Source organism: Alteromonas sp. V450 (assembly GCF_001885075.1).
Lineage (GTDB): Bacteria > Pseudomonadota > Gammaproteobacteria > Enterobacterales > Alteromonadaceae > Alteromonas.
This window is the reverse complement of the sequence record NZ_MODU01000004.1, coordinates 3,677,005-3,697,922: the sequence shown is the minus strand read 5'-3', so window position 1 is coordinate 3,697,922 and position 20,918 is coordinate 3,677,005. Positions and strand designations below refer to the sequence as shown.

The window sequence follows — 20,918 nt, the reverse complement described above, 5'->3', positions numbered from 1 at the left end:
GTGCCTCGTCATACATATTTTTTCATCAGCATTAACTAACGTGGTCGAAAGTCATGACTTTCAGTATAAAACAAAAACTTATTATTTCTCTTATTGTTGCAGTCCTCGCCGCTGCAATTTTGGTTGGCTCAGTTAGCCAGTGGATTGCCCGTGATCTTATGAAAGAGAACATGGAATCCACTCAACTTCCTTCACTACTTAAGCAAATTGGCAACCGTGTGGATAAAGAAGCGAGCGTTATGCTGACGGTTGCACACAGTATCGCTTCTAATCCAGATATTCTCGCATGGTCCGAATCTGGAGCGGACAAATCTGGTGAAACGAGACTCGTAAATTACTTAAGCAACATTGTTGCATTTAATAACTTAACCGTTGCATCTTTTGTAGACCGAAAGACTTATAAATATTGGAACCAAGACGGTTTCTTACGCCAATTAAAAAACGATGAATTTGATGGTTGGTTTTTTGCGTATAAGAACAGTGGCCAACCCATATCACTGAGCCTCTATAATGAACCAGGACAAGGGTATCGTCTGTTCGCAAATTATCAGCAAATAAGTGGCAGGGGGATGTCTGGAGTCGCAAAGTCTGTTGACGAATTACTCGATATTGTGAATGCCGTGAAAATAGCACAAACAGGGTTCGTTTTTTTAGTAGATGGTAACGGCACTATCATAGCCCATCCAGATACCAGTCTACTGGGCAAATCCACATTGTCTTCGTTAAGCGATGCGAAAGCCGCAAGTAAGCTTCTCACTGAACAAGGCTTTGCGATGGCAACAAGCCACTCAGGTCATGACACACAGCTTTTTGCAAGCACCTATGTGAAAAAAGCTGGATGGTACGTGATTGCACAAGTCCCAGAACATGAGCTTTACGCAACGTTAAACGCCGGCAGTAGACAAATTATTCTATGGGCAATCGGCATTGCTTTAGCATTTGCTCTTATTGGTATTTGGCTCGCGGGTACGCTCACAAAACCATTAGAATCATTAGCTGACGTTTTTCAACAACTTGGCCAAGGCCAGGGCGATTTAAGCTCGCGCATCACTGTACCAGAACAGAGAGAGATTGCGCGATTAGTGGAAGGGTTCAACAATTTCATTGACCATCTTCACGGAACCATCTCGAAAGTTGCAAAAACAAGCTATGCCCTCAAAGCTTCAGCAGAAGATGTCGCGAAGCAGTCTCATCAAACAGAATTGTCAACCAAGAGTCAACGAGATAAAACACTTCAAGCTGCGGCAGCGTTAACAGAAATGGGAAGTACTGTGAATGAAGTGGCAAAATCAGCAACGCTTGCCGCGCAAAATGCCAACCTGGCCACGAATAATTCGAGTCATGGCCGCGAAGTCACGCAGCATGCTGTGAAGGCTATTCACGACTTATCCGGGCAAATACAAGCCGTATCTACTGTCATTCAATCGCTTGACGAACACACAGCGGCTATTGGCGGCATACTAGATACAATTCGCGGCATATCCGAACAAACTAACTTGCTTGCGTTAAACGCCGCTATTGAGGCTGCTCGCGCAGGAGATCATGGAAGAGGCTTTTCAGTTGTTGCTGATGAGGTAAGAACACTCGCTCAACGAGCAGCCCAAGCCACCGACGAAATTCAGGTGAAAATTGATAAATTTCAGCAAGATTCAAAGTCTGCAGTATCACAAATGGAATCCAGCAGAAACAAAACGCATGATGTGGTCGATGCAACGAGTGAAATAGATAAACTTCTGCAGGAAATTGCAGAGGAAATTTCTCATATTAACGATGTTAACACGCACGTTGCAACGGCAACCGAAGAGCAGGCTACCGTAGTAGAGGATATTAGCCGAAACATTAACGATATAAGCACTTCAAGCGAAGAAACGTTAAACGCCACTCAAGTACTGGTAAGTGTAAGCGACAGACTTGATAAGTTAGCCAATGAGCTTGAAACCGAAGTGAGCCGCTTTAAACTATGATATCTTAACCGAAACGTAGGCTACGCCGTTGCTAATAAGTGATGGCGTAGGTGAGCGTTATCTGATTGTCTTTGCTGGAACGCCACGGCAAGTTAATTGAAGCACTATTACCATCCCATGACTCTTGCATTGCTCCGAGCGTCAGTAGGTGATTATCATTGGCTAGCGGCAGTTCGATATAAACGCCGGCGGTGGTCGATGTAGGTAGATACACAGTGTCTGATAAAGGGAGGGTCATTGTATGACGAGGGCGAACTTTATGGCTCAACCCAATTCGATACCCTTTTTTATTCCACCAGCCGACTACTTCAAACTCATGACTTCTCACGCGCTGGGTCAATACACCAAAATCTAGAAGCCCTTTGTTATAATACACAACCGCATCAATATTAAGCTCATTGGTTATCTTGTGGCTTAATGCTAGTTGATACTGTTTTTGCTTACACCCCTCGAACTTTATTTTATTTTTTATTAGCGACAGTGAAAAAACATCTCCGCGTTCAGCGTACTGATTTAACCACTTTTCTGCGCGCTCTACAGCTGACGCTCTTACCGTCAAGGGTAAACAAAGCGAGTAAATAAAAATCGCAGTAATGGCTATGTTCAAATGTCGCATTAGCGCTGCCCCATATAATGACAAAGTATATTTACACTCTGTCCTCATGGTCAGTATAGTCAGTCAAATTCAGATTAGGGTATTAGCCATTTTACTAAAATTGCAAAAGCAATACGGATTGAAAAAAACAAGAGTGATGCAAGCATCATCACATATAGCTATATCATCATTTGTAGTGCTGAACGTAACCGGGCGAATTTATTATTGGGTAATAACAGCGCGTGACAACGAAGCAGCCCGCCCTTCGGTGGCTTCTTCCGAAAACCAGTAGTCACCTATGCTGTCAACACATACGCCTTCAACCTGCTTAAAGTTTTCTAATGGCCATACGTTTATAACTTCGTAGCTAAGTGATACTTGAGCCATAAACGTTGCGAAATTTCCGAAAGGATCAGATTTATAACCAACCAATACAAAGAGATTGCGCGTCTTATCAAAATCGACGCCAGTCACCACGCCAGGCAATCCCTTAATGAGGCCAATAGGACTTAACATTTGTTCGGGCTGGGCCTCGTTTACATGGTAAACATGCGTAATACCTGTTCTCCAACTCTTTGAAAAGAGTAATAAATCATCGCTAACTTTTACCATTGCCTCTGAGTCATAATCGTGCGCATAAGGAATGTTGTTACTTGAATCATTGCCCGCATACCTAAGAGTAATAGTAGCGTGTTGCTCTGGACTGTGTTTTGAAACTTGATAAATCTCGACTTGCTCACGTCGACCTTTGTTATTACCTACATCTGCAATGTAATAAAAAGTCTCATCAGCCGTAATCGCTTCCCAATCTTTATTATCTACGCCAAGGCCTGACTGGTTTACGATATTCCCTTTATAATCTAATGTAAAAATGACGGGATCATTACCGGAGTCATTCAGTGACAAAAGCGTTTCTTTTTCACAAAATAAACCTGACGTTTCAGAGAGGGCCTCTGGCAACTCGGTTGTGCTTTCAACATTTAACCCGGCAGACGTATTAGGATAGCGGACTGCACACGCACAGAGAGCAAAAAGCGAAAATAATATGGCCCCGCATTTACAAACAAAATTCAACTTTAGCTCTCCCTAATTTACCTGCGTTGAGTGTAATAAGAATATTATATTTATTCTATTGCCTATTAGTCCAAATAACAGCAAGCGTATTCTCATCGTTGGTCTAAAATGGAAGTCGACACGTATTTTTTGTTTAAAATCGCTATGTCGCAAACAGTTATGCTGATATACGATTGATAAACATAAACTTGGAAAGGATTACCCCTTGTCAGACCCACTTATTTCACTAGTTGCAGTAGGATTACTGTCGATAACATGCCAATACTTAGCGTACAAAGTTAGACTGCCTGCAATACTTCCTCTTCTAATAACGGGTATTGTCGTTGGGCCAGTGTTCGGTTTGTTAAATGCAGATGCATTGTTTGGCGACTTGTTATTTCCTGTCGTCTCGTTATCTGTCGCGATTATCTTATTTGAAGGCTCCTTAACCTTAAAATTCAGTGACATTGCGGGTCACGGTAATATGGTGAGAAACCTGTGCTCCATTGGTGTGGTGGTCACGTGGATAGTTGCAGCAACGGCGGCGCACTACAGCTTAGACCTCACATGGCAACTTTCTTTTTTATTTGGTGCATTAGTCACCGTTACGGGCCCCACCGTGATTGTGCCCATGCTTAGGACCGTTAGACCCAAAACAAATTTGTCGAATATACTGCGCTGGGAAGGCATAGTTATCGACCCGATTGGCGCTTTACTCGCTGTATTGGTTTTTGAATTTATTGTCGCTTCTCAAGAAACAGCTATTACGCACACGCTTATCGCCTTCGGTAAAACGATAGGTATAGGGTCTGTACTAGGGCTAGGCTCAGGATATCTGCTAGGGCTATCAGTTCGCAAAGAGTGGATCCCACATTACCTTTTAAATACCGCTGTTTTGACGGTAATTCTTGGTGTATTCGCCGCATCAAATTATGTCGCTCATGAATCGGGGCTGTTAGCAGTGACTATAACGGGCATGGTAATGGCTAACATGAAAGACGTTGATGTTGAAGACATCCTAGAGTTTAAAGAAACACTCAGCGTACTTCTGATTTCTGGTTTATTCATTCTTCTAGCAACTCGGCTAAACCTTCAATCGGTGATAGATGTGGGTTGGGGGTCGCTTGTGGTTCTTGCCGCAATAATGTTCGTTGCAAGGCCCCTCTCAGTTCTGGCGTCTTCTGTTGGAACTGGTCTCAAGCTCAATGAACTTGCACTTTTAAGTTGGATTGCCCCCCGAGGTATTGTTGCGGCCGCGGTCTCAGCATTATTCTCCTTGAAATTAGAGGAAATTGGTTACGAAGGAGCGGGCATTATCGTGCCAATTGTGTTTATGGTAATCATAGCAACGGTTGTCGTTCAAAGCCTGACATCTCGCACTGTGGCAACACTATTAAAGGTTCGTGCCCCTGCCCCTACAGGTTATTTGATTTTTGGTGGCAGTAAATTTAATCGCGCGTTGGCGTGCGAAATGATGAATCAAAAGCTTGATGTCACTATTGCTGACACAAACTGGGACGCAATACGTGAAGCACGAATGATGGATATCCCCGTATATTTTGGCAACCCTATGTCAGATCACGCCGCGAGACACCTTGATATCAATACTTTCGGTACGGTTTTAATCATGTCTCCATACAAGCAGCTTAACCCACTCATCGCGTATCATTTCGAATATACCATGGGTAAAGATAAAGTTTGGGCACTCACCAATAATGAGCAGGCAACTCGACCTAGCCATCAAGTCAGTGAGCAGTACGCTAAAAAGCTTACCCTGTTCGATGAAGGCGTCACCTATGGATATCTGGCATCGGCTATTGCTCGAGGCGCAACAATAAAAACAACTCGTCTTTCCGATGAATTCACTTACGAGCAATATGTAAAACAATATGGTGAGCGTGCAACTCCGCTTATTGCAATAACATCAGAAGGTAAAAGCTATACGTTTATTAATGGCAATAGTATTGAGCCCAAAGCCAGTTGGCGTATCATCAGTTTGATAGAACCAGAATCTAAGCCAGACGTTGAGGATAAGGAAAACTGATAGAAGAAAGCCTCCTGCCTGGTGACAGGAGGCTTCGCCCTGGAAAACGGCATAGTTAGGCGCTCTTTGACGGAGCATATTTGATTGTTATTCTGCCTCGACTACGCTGTCATCTAATTAGTAGCAAAGAACGAACCAGTTTCATTAAACCTAAAGGTTACAACAACTTACAAGCGTACGCTGAAATAACTGTCGTTAATTATCTTCTTTCACCCAATTTTGGTGCGGGAGCTGCACTGTTTTTGGGTTTGTTTTTTGTTCAAAAACATAAAGTTAAACAACATACTTACGAATGCACGACATTGTTTCTTCTAGCGCACCACTGTTGTCATCGAGCACTTTCCTGCCGGCTCTACCTTCTTGGAGGCAAAGCGCTGGTTGCTCTATCCACCGACTAACCAGTTTAACGATATCTGCACTGTCTCTCACAATAGTTAGTGCCTTGCTCGCTTTCAAATAGTCACATATAACAGGGTTGTTATATGTATAAGGGCCCATCATTACAGGAACAGAAAAACTGGCTGGCTCTAAGGCATTATGCCCCCCCTTATTGGCAATCGAACCACCAACAAACGCGAAAGAAGCAACTGCATAAGCATCGTTTAACTTTCCCATTTCATCTAGCAATATGATGTTCGTATCGTCTGGTACTTTAGCGTGAGTAGAGCTACGAACAAATGGGTGCGCAGTCTTTTCTATCAGCTTCGCTACTGCGTTAAACCTTTCTGGATGACGAGGTACAATCACCACTTTCAAGGTTGCAAAGCGCTTCCATAGCTCCGTTGTAGCTTTTAAAATCTCAGCTTCCTCTGATTCATGCGTGCTACCTGCTACCAACACTGGGTATTCTGCATTGTTGAGACTCATAAATGAGGTAGTTGATGATTGGGTAACAGCTACTTGGTCGAATTTGATATTATTGGTTAATGTCAGCTTCTCTTCACTTACACCAAGACTTTGATAATTGTTAAAGTCACGTTCTCCTTGTGCGCAGACATGTGAAAGCTTGCTTAGCATAGGACGAAAAAGCTTAGATATTTTCTTATATCGTTTTGCCGACCTATCCGTCATTCGAGCATTTATCACCATAACAGGTATTTTTCGTTTCCAACAAGCGTGAATGAGGTTAGGCCAAAGCTCCACTTCGGTGATAAGTACCGCTTTTGGCTTTACTCTTTTCAACATTCCAGCCATGGCCATATGTAAATCATAAGGTAAGTAAAAATGATGTACGCTATCGCCAAATATTGCGCGGACACGAGCCGAACCCGTTGGTGTAGTTGTCGTAACCGTTATCTGACAGCCTGGTTCGTCACGCATAAGGCGCTTTATTAAACAAGAAGCTGCGACAACCTCTCCTACTGAAACACAATGAAATAAGTAACCGTCACTAGCCGGCGCATGAGCGACAAAGCCGAAGCGTTCGAACCTTCGCCTATTGTAGGCTTTGTTTTTCGTCTTCCCTCTCAACATCAACATTAAAAAAGCAATCGGGATGATGAGCACAAGCACAAACGAGTAGGCCCAACGGCATATATCCTCAGCAATGGAGGGTTTGTAGCCGTTTCGTTCGGCAGCAAGCATAAATAATCCTCAGTATTCTTTACCTATAATGACGTCAAAGGTAATGCTAATCTCGTCATCAAACTGTCGTGAAAATGTGTTGCTATTTATTGCAAGCTCATATGACTGTAGCAATAGAAGCGTAATTAAATGCCGCATCACGTTCAACGAATTCTTTTTATAAGACTTAGCGCCATTGGCGATATTGTAATGGCTTCTGGTTTGCCGTCTAGCATCAAAGCAAGTTACTCTCAAATTGGCGTTACCACTGAACTAACTTGGTTAGTTGAAAAACCATACACAGAAATTGTTAAATACAACCCTAACGTTGACAAAGTTATCACTTGGCCAAAAAGTGAGTGGCAGCAGCTTCTCAAGAGCAAGAAATACTGGCCTCTTTTCAAAGCTATTTTCGCTTTTAGAAAACAGCTAAAAGCACAAAAATTCGACGTTGCAATTGAAGCTCAAGGGCTACTAAAAAGTGCTGTTTTTACATTCATAAGTGGTGCGCCAAAACGTATTGGATTTAAGAGTAAAGAGCGCAGCCAAAAATTATTAACACACGTTGTTGAAAAACCGAAATCCAATCAAATTTGCAGCGAATACCGACAATTAGCTAAAACTATTCACGCTATAACAACCAGCTCACCTAATTGCACTCCCCCGCTATATAAGATGACAATTCCAGTTAGCCAAGATGTGCTGCCATCGCCGACCGAATTCAGCCTTAACCAGCCTTTCATAGCGCTCGCACCTTTTACTACAAGGCCTCAAAAACACTGGCCAGAAAAGCATTGGTTAACCCTTATCAAACTATTACGCCAAGTTACTAAAATGCCGATTGTTGTTTTAGGGGGACCAGCGGACGTGAGTTACGCAGAGATATTGACGGGTAATGATGACAATATAACTTCAATGGCAGGTAAAATCAGTTTGGTTACATCATTTAAGATGGTTTCACTTTGTAGTATTTTTATCGGCGTAGATACTGGATTGACACACGCAGCAACGGCCTACTTCAAGCCAACAGTTGCACTTTTCGGGTCAACACGACCTTACACCTACACCGACAACCCACATACCCACGTACTATATGAAAGTTTTGATTGTGCCCCTTGTAAGCGGAAACCTTCGTGTGAAGGTCGTTTCGACTGCATGCAAGCCTTGCACCCTGAAAAGGTCTTAAATCAGCTTCGCCCGTATATAAACAGAAATTAAACACAAAGGACGTTGTTTGAAAACTCGCATTCTACATTTAGAGCTTGGCAGACATCTGTATGGCGGCGCAAAACAGGTAACATACCTTATCAAAGGACTCGATAAATCTACCAACTTCGAGCAGCATTTGTTGTGCACACACGATAGCGAAATTCGTGATGCGCAATTTACTAGATGCCTCATTCATCCAATTCGGTACGGTGGCGAGGTGGATATTCTCGGGATGATGCGTATTTTAAAAGAAATAAAACGCCTTTCGCCCCATATAATACATGTTCACAGTAGACGTGGGGCTGATGTTATTGGAGCGTTGGCAGCTAAACTTTATCAAATACCTGCAATATGCACCCGTAGAGTTGATAACCTTGAAAGCCGCTTTGCGTACTATAAATACCGACAATACACGGGTGTTGTGAGCATATCGAAAGGCGTGTCAGGTGTTGTATCAATGCATTGCGAGGGCGTAAAGCATCAAAAAGTGATTCCTTCAGCAGTGGATACTGTTGAATACGGAGTTTGTGCAAATCAAACGTGGTTTCGTCGTGAATTTGCTATTCCAAAAGGTCATAAAGTCATTGCCAATTTTGCACAATACATCTCTCGCAAAGGACAAGCAGACATCATTCTTGCCATGCGAGAAGTATTGAAGAAGAACAGCAAGGTAACCTGCCTTCTTTTTGGGCAGGGAGCACTAAAAGAAAGTTATCAAGCACTAATTGACCGGCATAATTTGGCAGAAAATGTCAGACTTTGCGAGTTTACAAACAACGTTGCAAAAATTCTCCCTAACATCGACATGCTCGTGCACCCAGCTTATGCAGAAGGTCTAGGCGTCATCTTGCTTCAAGCTGGAATCAACAAATGTCCTATCATTTCATGCCCAGTAGGGGGCATACCTGAAATAATAAAACATAAAGAAACAGGTTTAATGGTAGCGCCCGGCGATATCCAAGGGCTTGGGGAATCTATCATATACTTGCTTGAACATCCTGACGTAGCAAAAACCTACGGAGAGGCGATCAGCGCGCATGTTAGAGAGGTGTTTAGTATCGATAAGATGACAGCGAGTTATGCTGATTTGTATCAAAGTGTTTACCAGTGAGCATAAACAATTGCGCACAAAAAAGCCGCTCGAGAGCGGCTTTTTTTAGACTTTGAAAAAAGTTAGCGATTAAACGCCAGCTTTCTCAACAACGTCAACTAGCATCCAAGATTTGCTCTTAGATAGCGGGCGACATTCACGTACTGTTACTACGTCACCTTTATTGCATACGTTGTTTTCGTCGTGGGCGTGAAGCTTAGTAGAGCGCTTGATGAACTTCCCGTAAATTGGGTGCTTAACAAAACGTTCAACTACAACAGTGATAGACTTATCCATCTTGTTGCTAACCACACGACCTTGTACTGTACGAATTTTTTGCTCAGTCATTACGCATCAGCCTTTTGAGTCAGAATGGTTTTAACACGCGCGATGTTACGACGCACTTTTCTCAACTGATCAGTTTTTTCAAGCTGACCTGTTGTGTGCTGCATGCGTAGGTTGAACTGTTCGCGTAGCAGGTTAATCAACTCTGCGTTCAGCTCTTCTACGCTCTTTTCTTTCAGTTCAGTCGCTTTCATTACATCACCGTCCGAGTTACAAAGGTTGTTTTAAATGGCAGTTTAGCCGCTGCCAATTCAAACGCTTCGCGTGCAAGATTTTCAGGAACACCTTCCATCTCGTATAGCACACGACCAGGCTGAATTTGGCATACCCAGTACTCAACGTTACCTTTACCTTTACCTTGACGCACTTCTAGAGGCTTCTCAGTAATTGGCTTGTCAGGGAAAACTCGAATCCAAATTTTACCTTGACGCTTAACGTGACGAGTCATAGCACGACGCGCTGCTTCGATTTGGCGCGCAGTCATTCGACCACGACCAACTGCTTTAAGGCCGTAAGTACCAAAGGCAACAGTATTACCCGCTGCTAAGCCGCGGTTGCGACCTTTGTGCATCTTACGGAACTTCATGCGTTTTGGTTGTAACATGATTAGCCCTCTCGCTTAGCGTTGCGGCCTTTCTTCTTAGGTTGAGCAGCTGGTGCTTGCTCTTGAGTTGTAGGTAGACCACCTAGAACTTCACCTTTGAAGATCCATACTTTAACGCCGATGATACCGTAAGTAGTTGACGCTTCAGAGGTTGCGTAATCGATATCCGCACGGAAAGTGTGCAGAGGAACGCGACCTTCACGGTACCATTCAGAACGTGCAATCTCTGCACCGCCCAAACGGCCGCTAACTTCAACTTTGATACCTTTCGCGCCTAGACGCATTGCGTTTTGTACTGCGCGCTTCATAGCACGACGGAACATAACACGACGCTCTAGCTGGCTAGAGATGCTGTCAGCTACTAGCTGGCCATCTAGCTCTGGCTTACGTACTTCAGCGATGTTGATCTGAGCTGGCACGCCGGCTAGCTTAGATACGTAGTTACGCAACTTCTCTACGTCTTCACCTTTCTTACCGATTACAACGCCTGGACGAGCAGTGTGAATAGTCACACGGATGCTCTTAGCAGGACGCTCAATCACGATCTTAGAAAGTGAAGCGTTCTTTAGTTGCTTAGTCAGATACTGACGTACCTGATGATCGTTATACAGGTTGTCTGCATAGTCTGCAGTATTAGCGTACCAGGTAGAAGTCCATGGTTTGCTGATACCCAGGCGTATACCTGTAGGATGTACCTTCTGTCCCATTATCTACTCCTAGTTATCCGCTACAACCACAGTGATGTGACTGCTGCGCTTGAAGATACGATCAGCACGGCCTTTAGCACGTGGCTTGATGCGTTTCATAGTTGGACCTTCGTCAACGAAAACTTTAGACACGCGTAATTCGTCGATGTCTGCGCCTTCGTTGTGCTCTGCGTTAGCAATCGCAGATTCCAATACTTTCTTTACTAGCGCTGCGCTTTTCTTCGGGCTGTACGTAAGAAGCTCTAAAGCTTTCTCAACGTGCATTCCGCGAATTTGATCCGCAACCAAGCGTGCCTTTTGAGCCGACGTGCGGGCAAAACGGTGTTTAGCTAATGCTTCCATCTTCCTACCCCTTAACGTTTAGCTTTCTTATCCGCGACATGGCCGCGGTAAGTACGCGTTGGCGCAAATTCGCCCAACTTGTGGCCGACCATTTCGTCACTAATAATGACAGGTACATGTTGGCGACCGTTATGGACCGCAATGGTCAACCCAATCATATCTGGGATGATCATAGAACGACGAGACCAAGTTTTGATTGGTTTACGTTCGTTCTTTTCCACTGCAGCCTCTACCTTCTTCAGCAAGTGAAGGTCAATAAAAGGACCTTTCTTGAGAGAACGTGGCATGGTGAATCCTCGCTATTACTTGTTTCGACGACGTACGATAAGCTTATCAGTACGCTTGTTGCTTCGGGTTTTCTTACCTTTGGTAGGAACACCCCAAGGAGTTACTGGGTGACGACCGCCTGATGTACGACCTTCACCACCACCGTGTGGGTGATCAACCGGGTTCATGGCAACACCACGAACGGTAGGACGAACACCACGCCAGCGTGTAGCACCAGCTTTACCTAGTGAACGAAGCATGTGCTCTGCATTGCCAACTTCACCGATAGTGGCGCGGCAATCAGATAGAACTTTACGCATTTCGCCAGAGCGTAGACGTAAGGTAACGTAGTTTCCGTCACGTGCTAGGATCTGAGCATAAGCACCAGCAGAACGTGCGATTTGTGCACCTTTGCCAGGCTTCATTTCAATTGCGTGTACAACAGTACCTACAGGGATGTTACGCATAGGTAGAGTGTTACCAGACTTGATCGGAGCATCCGAACCAGACTGGATTGCATCACCCGCTTGCATACCCTTAGGAGCCAGAATGTAACGACGTTCACCGTCTGCGTACAATACTAGTGCAATGTTTGCAGAACGGTTTGGATCGTATTCTAAACGCTCAACTTTAGCTGGAATGCTGTCTTTGTTGCGTTTAAAGTCGATTACACGGTAGTGTTGCTTATGACCACCACCAATGTGACGAGTGGTAATACGACCATTGTTGTTACGACCGCCAGATTTGCTGTTCTTTTCAAGCAAAGGTGCGTACGGTGCACCTTTGTGCAGGTCAGGATTTACGACCTGAACAACGTGACGACGACCGGCAGAAGTTGGCTTAGCTTTCAATAATGGCATTTCTAATCCCCTTCTTACTCAGCACCACCGACAAAGTCGATGTCCTGACCTTCTTTAAGAACCACGTAGGCCTTTTTCCAGTCGCTGCGCTTACCGAAAGACATGCCGTGACGCTTGGTTTTACCCTTAACGTTCACAGTACGAACACCTTCAACTTCAACTTCAAACAGTTTTTCAACTGCAGCTTTGATTTCAGCTTTGTTCGCGTCTTTAGCTACTTTAAATACAACTGTGTTGTTCGCTTCAGCAGCCATTGTAGACTTTTCTGAAACGTGAGGTGCTACTAGCACCTTCAGTAGACGTTCTTCTTTCATGCTAACGCCTCCTCAAGTTGTTTAACCGCATCAGCAGTCATTAGCACTTTTTCAAATGCAATCAAGCTCACTGGGTCGATGCCTGCTACGTCACGTACGTCAACTTTGTACAAGTTGCGCGCCGCTAGGAACAAGTTCTCATCAACTTCAGGAGTAACGATTAGAACGTCATTTAGTTCATATTCGTTAAGTGCAGAAATAAGAGCTTTAGTCTTAGGTGCGTCAACACCGAACTTCTCTACAACAACCAAACGGTCTTGACGGATTAGTTCAGACAGAATGCTCTTGATCGCACCGCGATACATTTTCTTGTTAACTTTTTGGTCAAAGTCACGAGGCTTTGCTGCGAAAGCACGGCCACCGCCAACCCAAATTGGGCTACGGATTGTACCAGCACGCGCGCGGCCAGTACCTTTTTGACGCCATGGCTTCTTACCGCCACCACGAACTTCAGCGCGAGTTTTCTGCGCTTTTGTACCCTGACGAGCACCTGCACCGTAAGCTACAACTACCTGGTGTACCAGGGCTTCGTTGAATTCACGTCCAAAGGTCGCTTCGGATACTTCAAGAGCGCTTTGCGCGTCTTTCAATGTTAATTCCATCAGTTCACTCCCCAGACGTTACGCTTTAACAGCTGGCTTTACGATTACATCGTTGCCAGTTGCGCCAGGTACGGCACCTTTAACTAGGATAAGGCCGTTCTCTACGTCAACACGTACAACTTCCAAAGACTGAGTAGTCACTTGCTTGTTACCAAGCTGACCAGCCATTTTCTTGCCTTTGAATACTTTACCTGGTGATTGGTTTTGACCAATTGAACCAGGCGCACGGTGTGACAAAGAGTTACCGTGTGTCATACGCTGAGAACTGAAGTTCCAGCGCTTGATAGCACCTTGGAAACCTTTACCTTTTGATGTACCAGTTACATCAATTTTCTTAGTGTCGTTAAAGATTTCAACAGTGATTTCACTGCCTACTTCAATATCGGCACCTTCGTTTTCTTCTAGGCGGAATTCTACTAGAGTGCGTCCAGCTTCAACACCAGCTTTAGCAAAGTGACCTGCTTCAGCTTTGTTGATGCGGTTAGCTTTCTTAGTTCCAGCAGTAACCTGAAGAGCGCGATAACCGTCAGTTTCCTCAGTACGAAGCTGAGTAACGCGGTTTGGGGTCGCTTCAATAACAGTCACAGGGATAGACGTACCATCTTCAGTGAAGATGCGAGTCATACCCACTTTACGACCGACTAGACCAATCGCCATTGTTATAACCCTCTCTTATTAGCCCAGGCTGATTTGAACATCAACGCCAGCAGCCAAGTCCAAACGCATCAACGCGTCAACTGTTTTATCAGTTGGCTCGATGATGTCTACCAAACGCTTGTGAGTACGGATTTCATATTGATCACGCGCGTCTTTGTTAACGTGCGGAGAAATCAGAACTGTATAGCGTTCTTTGCGAGTAGGTAGAGGAATAGGACCACTTACCTGAGCACCAGTGCGTTTCGCAGTTTCAACGATTTCAGCCGTAGACTGATCGATCAACTTGTGATCAAACGCTTTCAAACGAATGCGAATTCTTTGATTTGGCATCGATTAAGCTCCAATCGAAAGAACAAAAAAATTCACCCTTTCTCTTCCATTTTGTCCGGAAAGAAAGGATGTGCGTAAACCGATGGTTCCCAATCGGAACCCTGTTCTTTTTTCTAGCACGCCAGCAACAGGCTAATCAGTGATGATGAATCCGTTACTTCGGCAACCACCCTAAAAGCAGTGAGGTCGCGGCTAAAAATTACATGCCCTAATTGGGCAGTGGGCGCGAATTATACAGAAAGCAGGAGGCAATGCAAGAGGCAGTTTGCTTTTTATACACATAATTTCATTTAATACTTAGTGTAATGTTTGTGTTGAGGCGCTTACCATGGTTTTATTGTATACTTTTTACCTTACGGTGCAGTTACATATCAAAGTTAACGCGCATGTTAACCAAGGCTATGGGTTTTAACATAAAATAAAAGTGTATCTATGGAAGCAGTAAACAATCAGCAGACCTTTGCGCAGATAAGACGCATTTTGAATAATCACTCAACGTTGCTAGACGCTTACAGCGTAATTGAGCCTATGATTTTAGGTATATTCGACGCGACTCGTATGAGTATCTTTCAGCGTCGACGTCAGCATCAAGATTTAGTTGCGCGTTTTAAAACAGGTAAAGAGACACTCGAAATCAAGGTGCCTATCAGCCCGATGTCAATAGCTGGTTATGTCGCGCTTTCACAGAACCCTATCACGATAGATGACCCTTATGATGCGAAACAGTTAAAAGGCATCCACCCCCGTCTTCGCTTTGCGGATAAATTCGATAAAGACAGTGACTTTAAAACACGAAATATTTTGTGCGTTCCTATTATGAACGCGGGTGTTTTAATGGGTGTTATTCAAATTATCAACAAAAGTAACGGCCCGTTTGATAATGACGACATTAAGCTGTGCAATTCACTGGCACTTATATTAGGCGATAAATTCAGATTCGAACTCGGCGGTACTAATAATCCGTTTGACTTACTCGTTCACAAAAGCCTATTAGACGAGCAAACGTTAGTCGACCTACAATCAACAACGTCCGATATACGTAGCCTAATTCAAGTATTAATGACAGAGCACCAAATTTCTGAAGAAGAAATTGGAAACTCGCTATCGGTTCATTATCAGGTTCCCTATTTCCCTTATCTACCAGAAAAATATCACCAGTTTGAAAATGAAAGTAAATTAAACGTAAGCTACCTAAAACGGAACTACGTTGCGGTTCTTGCCGATGTACACGAAAAGCCTATCGTTTTGATGGCTGAGCCTAACAACGCTGCACTCTTGATGGAAATAGAGAGTGCTATGGGTATCGATAGCTATGAAATAGCGGTCAGCCTTCCAAGTATAATTTTACAATACTTGGGAGAAAAAGGGTCTAACGCGGGCCCAGGCGAAATGAGTGAGATCCTCGATGAGATTGGCTCCTCTGTAGAAGATAATGACGAGCAGTTTGACGAGTTATCTGATGATGCACCAGCCGTAGTTCGACTAGTAAGCCGTATTTTACACGATGCTAAACGTCTTAATGCATCGGACATCCATATAGATCCAGAAAAAAATGCGCCTACTCGAGTGAGAATGCGAGTTGACGGCGTATGCCGAGACATGAACCAAGTGCCAAATTCGCATCACAATGCAGTTATAGCGCGTATAAAGATAATGTCGAACTTAAATATTGCAGAAAAGCGCGTGCCTCAGGACGGAAAACTTGCCTTTAGGATGGGCGGGCAGTTAGTGGAAGTACGTGTTGCGACTATACCAACGGTCGCTGGCGAAGGTGTCGTTATGCGGATATTGGCATCGGGCGGTGCAATGCCAATTGATAAAATGAATCTCGCGCCTTCGAACAGGCAACGATTGGAGCATATGATTAAAAAGCCTCACGGCATTTTACTAGTAGTAGGCCCTACAGGTTCGGGTAAAACCACCACACTTCACGCTATTTTAGGTTACTTAAATACTCCCGAAAAGAAAATTTGGACAGCTGAAGATCCCGTCGAGATTACACAGGCGGGGCTACAACAAGTTCAGGTAAGCGCCAAAATTGGGTTTACATTCGCTAATGCACTTCGCGCATTTCTTCGTGCCGATCCTGACATTATCCTTATTGGTGAGATGCGTGATAAGGAAACTGCTCATGCAGGTATAGAAGCTTCACTTACGGGTCACTTAGTACTTTCTACCCTCCATACTAACTCTGCGCCCGAAACCATTACGCGTTTGCTAGATCTTGGGCTCGACCCAGTGAACTTTTCTGATGCCTGCGTAGGTATATTGGCACAGCGTCTTGTTCGAACGCTATGTCCTAATTGTAAAGAACAGTACCCAGCGAGCGAAAAAGACATGGCGTTTATAGAACGCCAGTACGGTAGCGAATATTTACACGAATTAAACCTACCTACGCCTCTGATGCTTTATAGAGGCAAGGGATGTAACGATTGTGGTAATACCGGCTATCGAGGGAGAACAGGTGTTCATGAGTTGCTCGGTATGACGCCAGAACTACGATCGCTTGTTTATAAAGAAGCAAGCGTATCAGAAATGAAGGCACAGGCGGCAACGGATGGAATGAGAACCCTGGTTCAAGATGCTATTTTCAAAGTAATCAAGGGCGATACCGATATAGCACAAGTTCAAATTATTGGCGGTGAGTAAATGAGCCCCAGATGAGTGCCATAAATAAAAAGGCTGCGAACTAATCGCAGCCTTAATCTTATAAATGCTTACCGTTTTAAATACTCTCGAATTACGTAGTGAAGAATTCCTCCGTTTTCGAAGTAAGTAAACTCGTTAGATGTATCAATTCTGATGTCCATCATAAAGGTAGTTTTTTTCCCTTCATCCGACACGGCTTTTACTTCAACCTCGGTCTGCCCGCGTTCAACTGCACTGATAGAGAACGACTCGTTCCCTTTAAGCTCTAAAGAACTTGCACTGTCACCTGATTTGAACTGAAGTGGTAAAATTCCCATACCGATTAAGTTTGAACGATGAATACGCTCGAAGCTCTCTGCTAACACCGCTTTCACGCCCATAAGAGAAGGTCCTTTTGCTGCCCAGTCTCGGCTTGAACCAGTGCCGTATTCTTTTCCGCCAATCACGATGGCAGGTACGCCGTCATCTTTGTAGCGCATCGCAGCGTGGAAAATAGACATACTATCACCACTTGGGAAGTGTGTGGTTGCACTGCCTCTTGTACCAGGCGCTAGTTGGTTTTGAAGACGCACGTTCGCAAACGTCCCTCTCATCATAACCTCATGATTACCACGGCGAGACCCATAAGAATTAAAGTCTTTGGGCTCAACCCCTTGGGCCTGCAGGTACTCTCCGGCTGGGCTATCTTCTGCGATGGCCCCCGCAGGTGAAATATGGTCAGTAGTAATCGAATCGCCCACCTTAACCAAGCATCGTGCGTTTTCAATTGCAGTTAACGCCTCTGGCTCTTTACCCATTACTTCAAAGAAAGGTGGATGCTTAATATAGGTTGATTCTGGCCAGTCGTAGACCGATGTTTTACTTACCTGGAGTTCATTCCACTCACCGCTTCCTTTAAATACATCTGCGTACTTTTCTTTAAACAAATCACCGGTGACGTTTTCAGCTATATATTGCTGAATTTCGTCTTCGGTAGGCCAAATGTCTTTTAGATATACCGGAGAACCATCACTCGCCTGCCCCAACGGCTCTTTCGTGATATCTACATTCATGTTCCCAGCCAACGCGTATGCAACAACCAGTGGTGGTGATGCAAGGTAGTTTGCAGCCACATCAGGGTGAATACGCCCTTCAAAGTTGCGGTTACCAGATAACACCGAGGTAACCGTAAGTTTCGCTTTTCTAATAGCGTCAGTAATCGCATCAGGTAGCGGCCCGGAGTTACCAATACACGTAGTACAGCCGTAGCCAACCAAATTGAAACCTAGTGTTTCAAGCGGGTCCATAAGACCAGCATCTTCTAGATACTGAGTAACAACCTGAGAACCAGGTGCTAATGAAGTTTTAACCCACGGCTTACGAGTTAGCCCTTTTTCCGCGGCTTTCTTCGCAAGCAAGCCTGCGCCTACGAGCACTGATGGATTCGACGTGTTAGTACAACTTGTGATAGCAGCAATTACAATAGCGCCATCTTCAAGGTTGAACTTACTTCCTCTGAACTCCACGAATGAGTCGTGGTCTTCGTTTACCTCGTTTGTTGTGCCTAACCCCGCTTCTGCGATGAGATCGGTTTCTTCGTCAAGAACCTTTACGTCAATTTGCGAACGATGCCATTCTTTAAATGCTTCGGCTGCTTTGTCGAGGGCAATGCGATCCTGAGGGCGTTTCGGTCCAGCTAGTGAAGGAACAACGTCGTCTAAGTTTAGTTCAAGGGTTTCATGGTATTGCGCATCTTTCGAGTGATCGTCATGCCATAGATGGCTGAACTTTGCATATTCCTCCACAAGGGCGATTTGATCTTCGTCTCGACCGGTGAGTCGCAGGTAATCTAGCGCTACATCATCAATAGGGAAAATACCGCAAGTAGCGCCATATTCAGGTGCCATATTTGCTATAGTTGCGCGGTCCGCCGTCGTAAGATGCTTAAGACCCGGTCCATAGAATTCTACAAACTTTCCGACTACACCATGTTCGCGTAATTGTTGCGTAATAGTTAGCACCATGTCGGTGGCAGTTACACCAGCTGGCAACTTACCTGAAAGCCTGAAGCCAACGACCTTAGGCAGCAGCATGGTTACTGGCTGTCCCAGCATCGCCGCTTCCGCTTCAATACCGCCCACGCCCCAGCCTAAAACGCCAAGGCCATTAATCATAGTGGTGTGCGAGTCTGTTCCCACCAGGGTGTCTGGGTAAACCAAGGTTTCCCCGTCTTGTTCCTTGGTAAATGCGCAACGAGCAAGATACTCTAGGTTAACTTGATGCACGATACCGCGACCAGGGGGAACCACTTTGAAATTGTCAAAGCTAGACTGCCCCCATTTTAGAAATTGATACCGCTCTTTATTTCGCTGAATTTCAATGTCGGTATTCTTTTCAAGTGCATTCTCTTCAGCAAAGTGGTCCACCATTACCGAGTGGTCAATAACCAACTCTACTGGGTTTAATGGATTAATTGCCTGAGCATCGCCACCTAAACGATTAACCGCATCACGCATAGCTGCTAAATCAACAATAGCCGGCACACCCGTAAAGTCTTGGAGAATGACTCGTGCTGGTACGAAAGACACTTCGTGGTCAACGTGATTGTCTGTATCCCACTTTGCGACCTGCTCTATATCGTCGCTGTTTACAAACTCTTGGTCTTCATGACGAATCAGGTTCTCCAATAAAATTTTGATGCAAAAGGGAAGCCTATCGAGCGCATATTTACTACCTATACTGTCAAAATTAACTGCCTTGAAGTTTTTGCCGTTAACCTCAAGCTTCGAAAAAGACTTATATGTCATACGCTCTCATCCTTCTTTGCCTGTTTATATACGTAAGTACGTTTTTATGAGGTACATAAAAACGTAATTTTATTGATGTTGTAACGTTGATTTGTACGGTGTAAATATGAAAAAAAGTTCACCTAAGATTGTTTGCGAGTTGGCGTGTAACTAACAAACGCGTTTTCCTAATTGCTACTCAGCATCTTATGGAAAGAGTTAACCTAGCATTGCGTTACTAGAATCTATATTTAACCATTTTTATTTACAAATAAATAACATTTGTATTCTCTTATATGCTCGCAAGCGATATGCTTGTAGGGCGATAATTTCGGTAAGCAAACCAATACGCCAGAAGAGCAACGTTATTGGGTTACTAGTTAAATGGTAGTTGCACCCAACATAAACTTTTTAGAAAAAGAATAATAAAACAACTATGACGCATCCATTAGTAAGTAAGTACAAACTCGAGCCTCATCCAGAGGGCGGGTTCTATCGTCAAATTTTCAAGTCAGGGAACGAGACGAAGTCCTATGTTCATAACGCCAATCGACCAGCGCTTACTCATATCTATTTTCTTCTACTGAAGGGGCAAGTCAGTCGTTTCCATCGCGTATTACATGATGAAGTCTGGAATCACTATGAAGGGGCTCCGCTTCAGCTGTTTCAACTTGAAAAGCAACAATTGTGGGAACGTCGTATTGGTGGCGAGAACAATGATTATGTCGAAGTAGTAAAAGCGGGGAATTTTCAAGCAGCCGCTACTATGGGTGATTACTCTCTTGTTGGTTGTACCGTTGCACCGGGGTTTGATTTTGAGGACTTTAATTTCATTGAAGAGCCATCAATGCAAGAGTGGATAAAAGTTGCTCACCCAGACCTTGCACGTTTTATATGATAATTCATCAGAAAATAGTGATAAATACACGTCTTACCTGCGATTTTGTACCAGCATAAA

General features: G+C 44.2%; 21 protein-coding genes. 6 read left to right on the top strand and 15 right to left on the bottom strand.

The window, feature by feature from the left end:
• Positions 1-53 precede the first annotated feature (53 nt).
• Entirely contained in the window at positions 54-1,964 is a 1,911-nt protein-coding gene (locus BK026_RS16265; RefSeq protein ID WP_071816777.1) for a methyl-accepting chemotaxis protein, read from the top strand.
• A 31-nt stretch (positions 1,965-1,995) separates the two neighbouring features.
• On the opposite strand, the gene BK026_RS16260 is transcribed toward BK026_RS16265, so the two are convergent.
• Complete coding sequence (locus tag BK026_RS16260; RefSeq protein WP_071816776.1) at positions 1,996-2,580, bottom strand: hypothetical protein; 585 nt, start codon at positions 2,578-2,580, stop codon at positions 1,996-1,998.
• A 201-nt stretch (positions 2,581-2,781) separates the two neighbouring features.
• Entirely contained in the window at positions 2,782-3,465 is a 684-nt protein-coding gene (locus BK026_RS16255) for a hypothetical protein (protein WP_256253866.1), read from the bottom strand.
• 373 nt (positions 3,466-3,838) lie between these two features.
• On the opposite strand from BK026_RS16255, the gene BK026_RS16250 reads away from it, so the two are divergent.
• The gene (locus BK026_RS16250; RefSeq protein ID WP_071816774.1) at positions 3,839-5,656 is read left to right on the top strand and encodes a sodium:proton antiporter; all 1,818 of its coding nucleotides are present in this window, start codon (positions 3,839-3,841) and stop codon (positions 5,654-5,656) included.
• Between the two features lie 273 nt (positions 5,657-5,929).
• Here the strand turns inward: BK026_RS16250 and waaA are convergent, their stop codons facing one another.
• On the bottom strand, positions 5,930-7,240 hold the full coding sequence (waaA, locus tag BK026_RS16245) for a lipid IV(A) 3-deoxy-D-manno-octulosonic acid transferase (protein ID WP_071816773.1): 1,311 nt from the start codon (positions 7,238-7,240) through the stop codon (positions 5,930-5,932).
• A gap of 129 nt (positions 7,241-7,369) precedes the next feature.
• Between waaA and BK026_RS16240 the strand changes: the two genes are divergently transcribed.
• Both BK026_RS16240 and BK026_RS16235 read left to right on the top strand, forming a co-directional pair.
• Positions 7,370-8,437, top strand: a complete 1,068-nt coding sequence (locus BK026_RS16240; RefSeq protein ID WP_071816772.1) for a glycosyltransferase family 9 protein — start codon at positions 7,370-7,372, stop codon at positions 8,435-8,437.
• Positions 8,438-8,453: 16 nt separating this feature from the next.
• Complete coding sequence (locus tag BK026_RS16235) at positions 8,454-9,539, top strand: glycosyltransferase family 4 protein (protein WP_143142137.1); 1,086 nt, start codon at positions 8,454-8,456, stop codon at positions 9,537-9,539.
• A 69-nt stretch (positions 9,540-9,608) separates the two neighbouring features.
• On the opposite strand, the gene rpsQ is transcribed toward BK026_RS16235, so the two are convergent.
• From rpsQ to rpsJ, 11 genes are read right to left on the bottom strand one after another with little or no spacing between them, the layout of a single operon-like run.
• Entirely contained in the window at positions 9,609-9,866 is a 258-nt protein-coding gene (gene rpsQ, locus BK026_RS16230; RefSeq protein WP_014975444.1) for a 30S ribosomal protein S17, read from the bottom strand.
• Positions 9,866-10,057 (bottom strand): 50S ribosomal protein L29, encoded by a 192-nt coding sequence (rpmC, locus tag BK026_RS16225; protein ID WP_014947980.1) that lies wholly within the window; start codon positions 10,055-10,057, stop codon positions 9,866-9,868. The genes rpsQ and rpmC overlap by 1 nt, the downstream gene beginning before the upstream one ends.
• Positions 10,057-10,467 (bottom strand): 50S ribosomal protein L16, encoded by a 411-nt coding sequence (gene rplP / locus BK026_RS16220; RefSeq protein WP_014947979.1) that lies wholly within the window; start codon positions 10,465-10,467, stop codon positions 10,057-10,059. Before rplP ends, rpmC begins: the two co-directional genes overlap by 1 nt.
• 2 nt (positions 10,468-10,469) lie before the next feature.
• A complete protein-coding gene (gene rpsC / locus BK026_RS16215) occupies positions 10,470-11,174 on the bottom strand; it encodes a 30S ribosomal protein S3 (protein WP_014947978.1) in 705 nt (234 codons plus the stop codon).
• Between the two features lie 9 nt (positions 11,175-11,183).
• Positions 11,184-11,516, bottom strand: a complete 333-nt coding sequence (gene rplV, locus BK026_RS16210) for a 50S ribosomal protein L22 (RefSeq protein WP_071816771.1) — start codon at positions 11,514-11,516, stop codon at positions 11,184-11,186.
• An 11-nt stretch (positions 11,517-11,527) separates the two neighbouring features.
• Positions 11,528-11,803: a 30S ribosomal protein S19 gene (rpsS, locus tag BK026_RS16205; RefSeq protein ID WP_012516961.1), complete on the bottom strand. Its 276-nt coding sequence runs from the start codon at positions 11,801-11,803 to the stop codon at positions 11,528-11,530.
• A 15-nt stretch (positions 11,804-11,818) separates the two neighbouring features.
• Positions 11,819-12,643, bottom strand: a complete 825-nt coding sequence (gene rplB / locus BK026_RS16200) for a 50S ribosomal protein L2 (protein ID WP_071816770.1) — start codon at positions 12,641-12,643, stop codon at positions 11,819-11,821.
• Positions 12,644-12,657: 14 nt separating this feature from the next.
• Positions 12,658-12,957, bottom strand: a complete 300-nt coding sequence (rplW, locus tag BK026_RS16195) for a 50S ribosomal protein L23 (protein WP_012516959.1) — start codon at positions 12,955-12,957, stop codon at positions 12,658-12,660.
• Positions 12,954-13,559 carry a 50S ribosomal protein L4 gene (gene rplD / locus BK026_RS16190; RefSeq protein WP_012516958.1) on the bottom strand — a complete coding sequence of 202 codons (606 nt, stop codon included), beginning with the start codon at positions 13,557-13,559 and terminating at the stop codon, positions 12,954-12,956. Before rplD ends, rplW begins: the two co-directional genes overlap by 4 nt.
• A gap of 18 nt (positions 13,560-13,577) precedes the next feature.
• Positions 13,578-14,216 (bottom strand): 50S ribosomal protein L3, encoded by a 639-nt coding sequence (gene rplC, locus BK026_RS16185; protein ID WP_014947975.1) that lies wholly within the window; start codon positions 14,214-14,216, stop codon positions 13,578-13,580.
• Positions 14,217-14,234: 18 nt separating this feature from the next.
• Positions 14,235-14,546 (bottom strand): 30S ribosomal protein S10, encoded by a 312-nt coding sequence (rpsJ, locus tag BK026_RS16180; RefSeq protein WP_010179497.1) that lies wholly within the window; start codon positions 14,544-14,546, stop codon positions 14,235-14,237.
• Between the two features lie 432 nt (positions 14,547-14,978).
• Here rpsJ and BK026_RS16175 point away from each other — a divergent pair, with 432 nt between their 5' ends.
• On the top strand, positions 14,979-17,195 hold the full coding sequence (locus BK026_RS16175) for a GspE/PulE family protein (RefSeq protein WP_083575106.1): 2,217 nt from the start codon (positions 14,979-14,981) through the stop codon (positions 17,193-17,195).
• A 68-nt stretch (positions 17,196-17,263) separates the two neighbouring features.
• Here BK026_RS16175 and acnA read toward each other — a convergent pair whose 3' ends face one another.
• Positions 17,264-19,981 (bottom strand): aconitate hydratase AcnA, encoded by a 2,718-nt coding sequence (acnA, locus tag BK026_RS16170; RefSeq protein WP_071816769.1) that lies wholly within the window; start codon positions 19,979-19,981, stop codon positions 17,264-17,266.
• Between the two features lie 415 nt (positions 19,982-20,396).
• Between acnA and BK026_RS16165 the strand changes: the two genes are divergently transcribed.
• Positions 20,397-20,858 (top strand): cupin domain-containing protein, encoded by a 462-nt coding sequence (locus BK026_RS16165; protein ID WP_071816768.1) that lies wholly within the window; start codon positions 20,397-20,399, stop codon positions 20,856-20,858.
• Positions 20,859-20,918: the final 60 nt, after the last annotated feature.